We start from the raw sequence: 10921 nt of genomic DNA on the forward strand, positions 1-10921 counted from the left end.
GGTGAGGAGATGAAGCAGATAGGGCTCGGAATTGGCCTTAGCCTTGTGCTCGTGCTGGGTGTGATTTCTGGCCAAGCTGCCTCCATCAGCAGAGCAAACGACATGACTTACAAAATCGTGACCTTCGGGACCTCTCTGACCGCGCGCGGCGGTTGGCAGTTGCCTTTGCAGGAGGCGCTGACTAAATGCCTTAAGGTCCCGGTTCTGGTGGATTCAGTTGCACGCAGCGGTGCTACATCTGAATGGGCTCTGGAAAAAATAGGGGACGTGATCGCGGCGAAGCCTGATATCGTACTCGTTGAATTCTATGCTAACGACGCTGCGCTTAATCGCTTCATGACCGTGGAGCGCAGTCGTCAGAACATGGCTACGATCCTCGGGCAACTGAAACAGCAATTGCCTCATGCGCGCATCATCGTCATGGGAATGAATCCGATTTTTGGAATCAGGGGCTTCATTCGTCCGTTCATCAATAGCTATATCGATGCTCATCATCAGCTTGCGAACGAGATGGGCCTTGATTTCTATGACAACCGGCCGGCCTGGGCCGAGCTCTCTCCGGATGAACTCTCTGCAGCCATTCCGGACGGGTCGCATCCATTGCCGGAGGCGGCATCCGCCGTCATCGTGCCTGGTTTGACCCAGGAGATCGCATCGGGCAAATGTCAGAATTGAACCAGTCGACCTTATCGAAGGGACAAGCTTATGAAGATTATGGTTTGGTGCGCCGCGCGCGGTGGTATGCGCAGCGTCGTCGAAGCCTATGAACGTGACGGTTTTCTTGAAAAAGAAGATGTCCGCCTCGTCGCTTCCTATGTGGATGGCAATTTTGTTGTAAAGCAGCTCGTGCTGCTGCGCGCACTTATCGTCTATCTCTGGCTGTTGACGACGAAGCGTGTCGAGCTTGTTCATGCTCACTCAGCAATGCGCGGCAGTTTTTGGCGCAAGGGGCTGTTCACATCCCTCGCAAGGCTTTTCGGCATACCGGTGGTCCTGCATTTGCATGGTTCGGAGATGAAGCCGTTCTATGAGAGCCAGCGTCCGTTGCTTCGCCGGCTTATCCGGCGTCACCTTGAGAAGGCGACATTCGTCATCGTGCTTTCGGAAAGCTGGCGGGAGTTCGTCGGTGGGATCGCGCCAGCCGCGCGTATCGTTGTCGTTCCGAATTATGTGCTCATTCCGCCGCCTGCAGATCCACGGATAAGGAAGGCGCATGATCTTCTGTTCCTCGGCCTGATCGGACCACGCAAAGGAACGTTCGACCTCATCCCGGCTTTCGCCGAGATAGCTCCACATCATCCGGATGCGAAGCTGGTGATCGGTGGCAATGGCCAAGTCGAAGAGGCAAACAAGCTCGTAAGAACCCTCTCCATGGAAGGTCGCGTTATATTGGCGGGCTGGGTCGATGGGCAGAAGAAACAGGCGCTGCTTGAGGCAAGCGGCATCTATATTCTACCCTCTTATAACGAGGGATTGCCTATGAGCGTGCTCGAAGCGATGGCCGCCGGGGTTGCCGTCATCACCACGCGTGTCGGCGGTATACCGGAACTGATCACCGACGGCATCGATGGTCTGTTGATCGATGCCGGCGATAAAGAAGGGCTCGCGAATGCAATCTCTGCTCTCGTCAGCGATGAGGGCCTTCGCACGCGCCTCGCCGAAGCCGGCAGACTTCGGGTGGAAAACCATTATAGCGATCGCGTTATACTGCCCTTGCTCCACCGCATTTATGAAGAAGCCTCAGGCGCGGGAAGACGGCAGGGAGTCGCCAGCCGCCAAACACTGGAAGGTCGGCCGTAGGTTGCCGTTTCGTTGCGGCGAATTGCATCAGCCAGGACAGCTTCTCCGAGCGCTTCTTGAATGCTCGGAGAAACCTGTTTTGATTGAACGGTTGCTATACCAGTCGCGGATCAGCGATTTTTCGAATGATGAAACGGGACAGCCTGACTGTAAAAGGCGTGCCATTCTTGTCTGACGTGATGTCCAGGTCGCATTTCAGATTGTTGAAGGGCAAATCGGGCATCAGGAAGGGGTTGGTCTTGATCCACCAGCCTTCGCTGGTAGCTCCGACCGGATGCGCGAAATCGCCAGACGAGGTCCAAAGCCCTCCGGTGCTCTGGAGGAGCTGTTTGTCCTGTTGCAATTTGAAGATGATTCGCGCTGTACCCAGCTGATCACCGGCTAACTGTTCAACGAACATAGCAGCGTATATCCAGTCGCCTGGCGCCAGTTTCCCTGAAGTTGCGATCGGATTGGCGTTGAACTGCACATGCGTGTAGGCTGCATCGTTATTGTCGGTCGGCGTCACAGCCAGACGCGCGCCCCTGATGGCGTCTTCGAGTTCGTCGATGGAGCAGGCAACGCTCCCGGCATTGCGCCCGATGCCGCACCGGAAACCGGTCGGAATCTGGCCCGTGATTGCCGGGCTGGCTTTGCCGCCCGCTGCTCCGTCCAATCGTCCCATGCTTGCGCCCGCAAGATTTTCCGCAGCTGGATCCGAATTGAACGTAGAGCCGGCGCTAATGGCAGCCTGGAGGATAGGCAGCAATTTTTCCTTGCCGATCCGCCGTGCGCCTTTCGGTGCGAGATGAATTTTGTCTTTCTCGTACATGCTGAGATCTTGGACCCCGCCCGGTGCAAGAATATCGTCGTTGCCGTCGACAATCCCGAGTACGCCATCGCGTCCTTGCTGGGCTTTTATCCAATTGTTTGAATCGGCAATTGCCTTATGGCGGGCATCGTTTTTGGGCCAATCACCTCTCGGATAGATCGTCATGAGGATGACCCATGCACCTCCGGCTCGCGCCAGCCGCAGCCCCTTGTCGAGCTTAGCGATGATTTCCGCTGCCGCTGCAGGTCTGTTTTTCCCGGCAACATCGCCTGAATTTACGGAATTGGTCCCTCCCTCCAGGATGATAACAGCAGGGTGTTTCGCAAGAAGCGCAGGGAGGCGGGTGAGAATGCCGGTAGGTTCTTCATTACTCCATTCGAGATGGGCTCCGAATATCCCCTGGTTTGCTCCGGAAATATTGCGACCTGTCGGGTCGGCTGTGTCGTACCAGCTATCATGGTCGAAGCGGGGATCGAGGGCGCGGGCCCATTCGATGAAACCGTTCGCCATGCTGTAGCTTACCGCAAAGGTATTACCTGAGCTTGGAACCAGAGGAGAGCCCGCATAGACGCCGTAGCCGATATGGCTGTCGCCGATCGCAGATACCCTGGTTCCGACCGGAAGGGGCAGAGCAGGCAGCGGACGGTGGGTCTCGGTTGCGCCGGTGACCGAGTCATCATCGATAGCGGCGTCGGATAATGGAAGTGGGGAAGCCGCGGCCATTGCTGCCTCTGGAGAAAAAGCAAAGCCGATTCCGATCATCGCAGCCCCTCCTTGCAGGAGTTCGCGGCGTGTCGCAGGTCGTCGGTTCATCTATGATCCCATCCGATAGGTTTTCGGAACAAGCAGTTTATTCGCAGCACGGTCGTTGACGTGCAAGAAAATATCCTGTCGAATGTTGGCTGATGAAAACGACAATTATCCGTCGCTCTTTCCCATATGCTGAACATGATTTCCTGTCTGCATTCAAAATGAAGCTTTTGAGATAAGGCATTGCATGAGCACGGAGACAGAGCATCCGCGGCCGGTCGGCCGCCTCTCCAGGATGCGAGCAAAAGATTGGCGGAACTTGTTATCTTTCATATTCTCGCTGGCTTCTGCTGATATGCCATGCGGGCATATCTTGCGTGAACCGGTTTCCCATATTCGATCAGGAGGACATTGACATTGAAAGAGAACAAGGGTCGATGGACCATCGTCCTCTTAACCTGCCGTGATCCTGCCAAGGATTTCCGCCTGCCGCTTGCGGAAGAGCTGCATCTTCTCGGGCATAAGGTCTTCTATATCTTTTTGAAGCGGCGCCCCGTCGTCATCGATATGGACAATAGCCAGGAGAAGCGAGTGTTCTCGCTGCCGAAATTCCTGAGCTTCATGCGTCATAACTTCAGCGGCCACAAGCCGTTGCTCTTCGTCAATTCCACCAATCTTGTTTTCCCGGCAATGAGCCGAATGCTGCGGGCGCTTTGTGGCGGCTTATGGTGCCTGGATATGCATGATGACCTGCTGTATGGGCGCACCGGTTACGCGCGCGTGAAGGCGCAGATCGCGCAGACCATTCTTCTCGGCGGCTCGGATGTCGTTGTTCATGCCGCGCCGACACTCAAGCGACTTTTCCCGACGTCGCGTCATCTCGGTAATGCTTCCTCGGTCACAGCTATCGAGCGGCCAGCGCCCGATTGGGAAAAAGTTCTGATTCTGGCGAGTGTGGACGAGCGGCTTGATTTCGATTTCCTGGGAGCGGCGGCAACGGCAAATCCGGGACTGCGTTTCGATATCCGCGGACACATTGCTAGCGACGACCCGAAAGTTAAGCAAAAAGTCGATCAACTGACAGCGGCGCACCCAAACATCGACTATCTGGGACCTTATGTTAACAGCGAACTGCCTACGGTCCTCGGCGCCTATGCCGTCACCCTTGCGCCTTACGTCGTCGGCTCGCCACTGACCGATTATATCGATCCGTTGCGTTTCTATCATTGCCTGAATTCCGGAATGGAAGTGATTTCGACCGGTATTCCCAAGGCTCGCGATTTCGGCAGTGTCCTGCATTGCGTGGAAGACCCTGCTGAAGTGGGGCCACTGGTTCGCGGGCTTGCTGAAGGTACGATCGCGCGCCGCAATGGCGGGTCAACCGCCTCGGTATACAACTGGAGAAATCGGGCGATCAAGCTGCTTGATATTGTATCCGGCGAGACTTCAGGCGCCGAAGGCCTGCCGGCCTGATTGTGTCGAAAAATCTATTTCCGATCCGGCGGAGTGCTTTGACCGCCGGATCGGCACAAGTGTGAGATATGTCGATCTATTCGACTTTCCTTGGCCATTTTGTTGCTTCAAGCTAAGGTACGTGTTATCGGAAAGCAAATGCTGCGTTGCACCATTGAAAGTCGAACCACCGTCCTGCGGCCCTATGACTTAGCTCTTTCTGCATAGCGGTTTTCCGCCCCGAATTGGCTCCTCTGCTAAGACATACTCACACCTGAAGGCGCCATTTCCGAAGAGTGAAATGGACGGCAGCAAGAATTAGGAGAGCATCGAATTGCCTGGTTTGAACCGATTTTTGAAGCTTCGCCGGATCGTGGTCGATGCGCGACGGTTTTATCTGAACCGTTTCTGGGGGATGAACATCCATCCGACGGCCGATTTTTCGCTCTCTGCACGGTTTGATAAGACACACCCCAAAGGCATCTATGTCGGAGAGGAAAGCTATGTCGCTTTTGACGCTGCTATCCTCGCGCACGACACGACGCGTCGAATGTATCGCGACACACGCATCGGCAAACGCTGCTTCATTGGTGCCAGAAGCATCATTTTGCCTGGGGTGACGATCGGAGATCATTGCATCGTCGGATCTGGAAGCGTCGTGACAAAGGACATGCCGGCCTATTCGATCATCGCAGGCAATCCCGCACGCGTTATACGCTCCAATGATGGGCTTGATCCCTATGGTCGTATTCCAAGGGTCGTAGAGCAAGTCCCCAGTGAAGCCGAGGCTGACGAGCTTCAAAGCCGGCAGGCGTGAGGTCGCGACCGTCGTAGGCCGGGCGTTAAATTTTGCCGGTTAATACCCTTGATGTTCTGAAAGCGAGAAGCATGACCGAGAACGACGCAAAGCGGGCTTCCCTGGCCATCTATCTCCCCGATCTTTCCGGCGGTGGCGCGGAGCGCTTGCATGCGCGCCTGCTGCCGCAATTCTCCCAGGCAGGCTTCAACGTCACCTTTCTCCTCGACCGCGAGGGAGGAGAACTAACAGACCCGGTGAAAGAGCAGGGCGCGCGGATAGTTGCCCTTGATGCAAAACGGCAGCTCAGCGCCTTGCCCAAGCTCGTCCGCTATCTGAAAGACGAAAAGCCCGACATTCTGATAGCGAATATGGAGCACATGAACGTAATGGCGGTTCTAGCCCGAAGGCTGGCCGGTGTTCGCACACGCATTCTCGTAACTCAGCACAATGCGTTTTCCGAGCAGGTGAAGCGGCGCTCCTGGCAATTCCGAGTGCTGCCGGCGCTTTATCGCATGGCGATGCCTTTCGCAGACGTTATCGTCGCAGTGTCGGCGGGTGTCGCCGATGACCTTGCCGCGAGGGCGGGCATCAATCGTTCGAAGATACGTGTCATCTACAACGGTGTCGTCACCGAAGATTTCGAAGAGCGCACGTCGAGGACGCCGGAACATCCGTGGTTTGCTGATCCCCGACCAGTTGTTCTGGCAATGGGACGGCTGGTACCTCAGAAGGATTTCACGACCCTGATCAAAGCTTTTGCAGGCGTTTCAAAGCAGAGTGACGCAAGGCTTCTCATCTTGGGCGATGGCCCGATGCGGAGAGAGCTGGAGGCACTCGTAAAAAGTCTGAATCTCCAGGACCGTGTTTCCATGCCGGGCTTCAGCGAGAACGCGCTCGCCTACTTGAAGCGCGCGAAGCTTTTTGTGCTTTCTTCCCGATTCGAGGGATTCGGAAACGTGGTCGCCGAGGCACTTGCTTGCGGTACGCCAGTCGTTAGTACCGATTGTCCGCATGGTCCGGCCGAGATTCTGGATGGCGGCCGTTTTGGCTCTCTCGTGCCTGTCGGCGACGCCGCTGCCTTGGAGAAGGCCGTTATCGACAGCTTGGGTCRCTCAGTTGATGTCGCGGCACTTCAGGTGAGGGGGCAAACATTCAGTGTTGCCAGATGCGCGAAATCTTATTGTGAGGTGCTTGCATGAGTGGCGTTAGCAGGAGTGCCAATCGCGATAAGTTCGGCAGCATCGAAATCGGGCGTGGGATCGCTGCACTGCTCGTTGTGCTCCACCACACTGGCAGCATCATGTCCGAACCCCGGTTTTTTGGAGCCGAGCCGTTCAACAGCCATTTCAACAATTTCAATGTTGGCGTGGATTTCTTTTTCGTTCTTAGCGGCTTCATCATCACTTGGATTCACTGGAGCGATATAGGTCGCACAGAGCGGATCCGCTCTTTTGCGGCGAAGCGGTTTGTCCGCATTTATCCGCCCTACTGGTTCATCCTCGTTCCGCTTGTCATCCTATATTTGGTCTTCACGGGGGCGGGGCAGCCAAGCCAGCGCGACCCGATCAACATTATCCTGTCCATCCTTCTCCTGCCCAATGTGATTCCACCTGTCCTCGGTGTGGCCTGGACGTTGACACATGAGATCTTCTTCTACGCGCTTTTTGCCGTGATCATCTGGGCCGGCCGTAAGGCATTGTGGATCTTGCCCGCATGGGCACTGGCTATCGTCGCAGCAAATCTTCTGGTGACGTTCCAGGCGATCGGATCGCTGGCCTTTCCATTCTCGTTCATTTTGAGCCCATTCAATATCGAATTTATCATGGGTGTCGGCGCGGCAATGATATTGCGGCATGCGAGAATACCGGTGCCACACCTCATCGCTACTCTAGGCGTCGCCGGCTTCTTCATCTTGACGTGGTTCTTCGTGAACATTCAGGACGATCCGTTGGTTGGACGTCTGGCTTTCGGTACCGCGTCCATGCTGTTCGTTCTTGGAGCAGTGGAAATCGAACGCCATCGTTCGCTGAACGTGCCAAGATTCCTCCTTGCCTTCGGTGCCTCCTCTTACGCCCTTTACCTTGTGCACCCGRTCGTACTTTCATTTTCGATAAACCTGTCGTCACGGCTCGGAATCTCGACATATTTTTCGTTGAATATTATTGCGATCATGATTGCATTCGTCGCCACGGCGTTTGGAATTTTTTATCACTATCTTATCGAGCGCAGGCTTATAAGATTTGCGCGTCGTATCGTGGAGCCGCGTAGAGAAATCCAGCCTACGGATCGCTATCCCGCGGAAAATGACGAATCTAGCGGTATTAAATCGGAGCAGAAGGTATCGAGGGTCGAAGCATGAATGCTGCCCGGCAAAAGGAGGCTTCTCCCTATCGTCTTTCGCCGCGCGAGCTCGCACTCGTTTTTATCATTACGTTTCCTCTGATTGGCACGCTCTTTCCACTGGATTCGTATCTCGGTTGGAAATCTCCGGCGCTTGCCGCTGTTGTTATTAAGAGTCCGCTTAATACGACAATAATACTTACCGTCATATTGACTTATATTGTGTGGCTTTTCAGTAGAAATCCACAGAAGTCCATATCTGCCCTAAGGCGGAACTGGATATTGTTCGTTTTTCTTCTGTGGGCGTTCTGCACATCACGTTGGATGCCTGAGCCGGGGCAATCGTTCAACAGAACAGGGCGTATGCTCGTTTTTACGCTCTATGCCGTCTATCTCGTGGAATTTGTGCCGTATCGACGGGTTCTTCAGCTTCTCGCGATAAGCTTGTGCATTTCTTGTACGATTTCGCTCTTCATGATCGTCGCGGTCCCGTCGCTTTCCTATAGCGCGGAGGATTTGCGCGGTGCCTGGCGTGGCGCGATGATACACAAGAACGTTATGGGAGGCACGGCATCGATGACCTTCCTTGTTGCCCTTGTGTCATGGCGCATGAAGCTGCTGAACCCCTACCACATCGTGGCTATTGCCTGTCTGGCGACTTTTCTGTTGCTTATCGCGAATTCGGCAACAGCGCTTTTGGCTGCATTCGTCATCACAGCCATCCTCGCGTATCTGATCTATGTGGTTAACAGGGTTTCCTACCCCTTGGTGCTGCTGTTCTTCACCGGTCTTGTGGCATCTGTTGCAGGTGTCATAATTATATCAAGCGGCATCATTTACACCCTGCTCGGACGAGATGCGGGACTGACCGGACGTGCAGAGGTTTGGGAGTTCGCCTCTTTCATGATCGACCAGAACCCCTTCTGGGGTTATGGCAACGGTATCTGGGCGACGGATTTCTTCAAGCCGATCGTTTTGCAGGAACTGCATTGGCCCGCGCCTCACGCACATAATGCCTGGCTAGATTTTCGACTGCAGTTGGGATTGCCGGGCTTGCTGTTTGCGGTAGCGATTTGGGCAATCATTGCGATGAGACTGCTCTACGCAATTTCTATTCGGCGTATCCCCGAGATGGCGCTTCCAACAGCTATATTCATATTGCTGAGTATACGTTCCTATTCCGAGACGATCATCGTCGACCCTTCGTTGAATGAGACGTTTTGGCTCGCCTTCTCCTACGCTGCGTTTGCGGCCCTGCCGGTTCGCGAGCGACTTCGYCGTCGTCAACAGGCGCCTGCTCGCAGATCCTGGAAAGGGTCAACGTCTGTTATTCCCAAGCAGGCATTTGTGCACGAGCGAACGGTGCCACCTCTGAGTTGACGCGCTGCTGTCAATCACCGACCTCATTTTCTCAACGGATCGTTACGCCGTTATCAAGACGGTATCCCATCGCGAATTTAGCGTGAAGGCGCGTGGTCGAGCGCGTCAGCAATTGCATACCACATTGGTTTCTTGGCGAAATTGTCATCCAGCGGTAAGCAGCGCTGTCTCAAATGATCTTTTCTCGGCCAACCTTTATGAAGCCAGCTAAAGCGATCCGTCATACCCCAGGTAACAAGACCGACGACGGCGGGTTCGTCGAAAAGCACATTGAGGTACTGTTTGGTGTGGGCCGCGACGATTGTATCTCTCACCTTTATGTCGGGCTCGAGCCTGACGTCGCTTACATCGAGCTCAGTGGCACGTATCTTCAAGCCGAGATCGGCGACCTCTGAGAGAAACCGCCGATAGACGTTTTCATCGAATTCGGCGTCTGCGATCAGGTGGCTTTGAATGCCAAACCCGTCAATCGGCGCGCCCTTGGATTTGAGTTTTTCCAGAAATCCCAGGATCGCATCTCTTCGATTGCCCTGGCTCTGGTAGTAAACGCTATAGTCGTTATAGTACAATTTGGCCTTCGGATCGGCTTCTCGGGCGACGTGAAAGCAATCCACGATGAAATCGATGCCGCCTTTATTATACGGCGTCCAGTTGCGCAGGTTGTCGGGCCTGCCGTCTTCCGGTGCGATCGCCTCGTTAACGACATCCCATTCCATGACGCGTCCGCGAAAATGACTGATGATGTCGCGAGCGTGGTCGAGAACGAGTTTCTGGCCGTCATCGCCGGCGAGAATATCTTTCGTCCATACAGGAGGATTTTGATGCCAGACTGCTGTATGGCCTCTTAAAAGGAGGGTATTATCTCCGGCAAACTTGGTAATTCGGTCAGCGTTAAAATAGTTGGACTGGCGTGCCGTTGGCTGGGTGGGCCTCCATTTCATTTCATTCTCAGGAACTATCATTGCAGCGTCGCGTAGCACCGCATCCCGATAGGGCTTGAGGCTGAACAATGGTCCGGCGTTGACTTCCGTGCCGAAAACAAGGCCCCTCTTCTCGGCTCTCTGCCTCAGAGGTGTTTCGCTCGRCTCATCGGCATTGCTGACTTGAACGGAAGCGGTAGCGATCGCGGCGCCGGCAGCGAGGAGGAAAGTTCGCCGATCGATACGCCTTGCAGGCCAATGGCCGATATTATTGCGCATAAATTTCTCCGCCTGAAATTACCTATATTTTTCAGGGTCAATGTGTCAGGACAATGCCAAAGCCCAGCGAATTTTTCCTTTCATAGGTGCCCCTTTTGTGTAATTTCAATTGGCAGAATGGCCTTGAAATAGCAGGAGCGTGAAGATGTCCGAAGCTGATCACCCGGTTGAGGTCTCGGTGGTAATATGCACCAGAAATCGGCACGACCAACTCGAGGAGACGTTGGATTCGCTGATGAAACTGCGGTCCAGTCATCAGTGGGAGGCGATCATTCTTGATAACGCTTCCACAGATCGAACGAAGGAAGTTATAGAGGCGTTTGCCAAGGTCTGCCCGAATGCACACTACGCATATGAGGCTCAGCGTGGACTGGGTGCAGCGCGCGATAC

10 protein-coding genes are annotated in these 10921 nt (G+C 54.6%); 8 read left to right on the forward strand and 2 right to left on the reverse strand.

What is annotated here, in order from left to right; translation table 11 throughout:
- Window positions 1-9: 9 nt before the first annotated feature.
- Window positions 10-675 (forward strand): SGNH/GDSL hydrolase family protein, encoded by a 666-nt coding sequence (locus AC1D35_RS32855; protein WP_113296350.1) that lies wholly within the window; start codon window positions 10-12, stop codon window positions 673-675.
- 30 nt (window positions 676-705) lie between these two features.
- A complete protein-coding gene (locus tag AC1D35_RS32860) occupies window positions 706-1800 on the forward strand; it encodes a glycosyltransferase family 4 protein (RefSeq protein WP_477942033.1) in 1095 nt (364 codons plus the stop codon).
- Between the two features lie 94 nt (window positions 1801-1894).
- Here the strand turns inward: AC1D35_RS32860 and AC1D35_RS32865 are convergent, their stop codons facing one another.
- Window positions 1895-3373, reverse strand: a complete 1479-nt coding sequence (locus AC1D35_RS32865; protein WP_477942035.1) for an SGNH/GDSL hydrolase family protein — start codon at window positions 3371-3373, stop codon at window positions 1895-1897.
- A 579-nt stretch (window positions 3374-3952) separates the two neighbouring features.
- Here AC1D35_RS32865 and AC1D35_RS32870 point away from each other — a divergent pair.
- The 5 genes from AC1D35_RS32870 (at window position 3953) to AC1D35_RS32890 (ending at window position 9332) form a co-directional block, all read left to right on the forward strand.
- A complete protein-coding gene (locus tag AC1D35_RS32870) occupies window positions 3953-4834 on the forward strand; it encodes a hypothetical protein (RefSeq protein ID WP_477855004.1) in 882 nt (293 codons plus the stop codon).
- Between the two features lie 334 nt (window positions 4835-5168).
- Window positions 5169-5630: an acyltransferase gene (locus AC1D35_RS32875; RefSeq protein ID WP_113296354.1), complete on the forward strand. Its 462-nt coding sequence runs from the start codon at window positions 5169-5171 to the stop codon at window positions 5628-5630.
- Between the two features lie 71 nt (window positions 5631-5701).
- A complete protein-coding gene (locus AC1D35_RS32880) occupies window positions 5702-6811 on the forward strand; it encodes a glycosyltransferase (protein ID WP_477942037.1) in 1110 nt (369 codons plus the stop codon).
- Entirely contained in the window at window positions 6808-7971 is a 1164-nt protein-coding gene (locus tag AC1D35_RS32885) for an acyltransferase family protein (protein WP_477942038.1), read from the forward strand. Before AC1D35_RS32880 ends, AC1D35_RS32885 begins: the two co-directional genes overlap by 4 nt.
- On the forward strand, window positions 7968-9332 hold the full coding sequence (locus tag AC1D35_RS32890; protein ID WP_115037137.1) for an O-antigen ligase family protein: 1365 nt from the start codon (window positions 7968-7970) through the stop codon (window positions 9330-9332). The genes AC1D35_RS32885 and AC1D35_RS32890 overlap by 4 nt, the downstream gene beginning before the upstream one ends.
- Before the next feature lie 77 nt (window positions 9333-9409).
- On the opposite strand, the gene AC1D35_RS32895 is transcribed toward AC1D35_RS32890, so the two are convergent.
- On the reverse strand, window positions 9410-10531 hold the full coding sequence (locus AC1D35_RS32895; RefSeq protein ID WP_477942040.1) for an endo-1,4-beta-xylanase: 1122 nt from the start codon (window positions 10529-10531) through the stop codon (window positions 9410-9412).
- Between the two features lie 145 nt (window positions 10532-10676).
- Here AC1D35_RS32895 and AC1D35_RS32900 point away from each other — a divergent pair.
- On the forward strand, window positions 10677-10921 hold a 245-nt coding region (locus AC1D35_RS32900), incomplete at its 3' end, for a glycosyltransferase family 2 protein (protein WP_477942042.1).

The organism is Rhizobium sp. P1_E6, assembly GCF_056405875.1.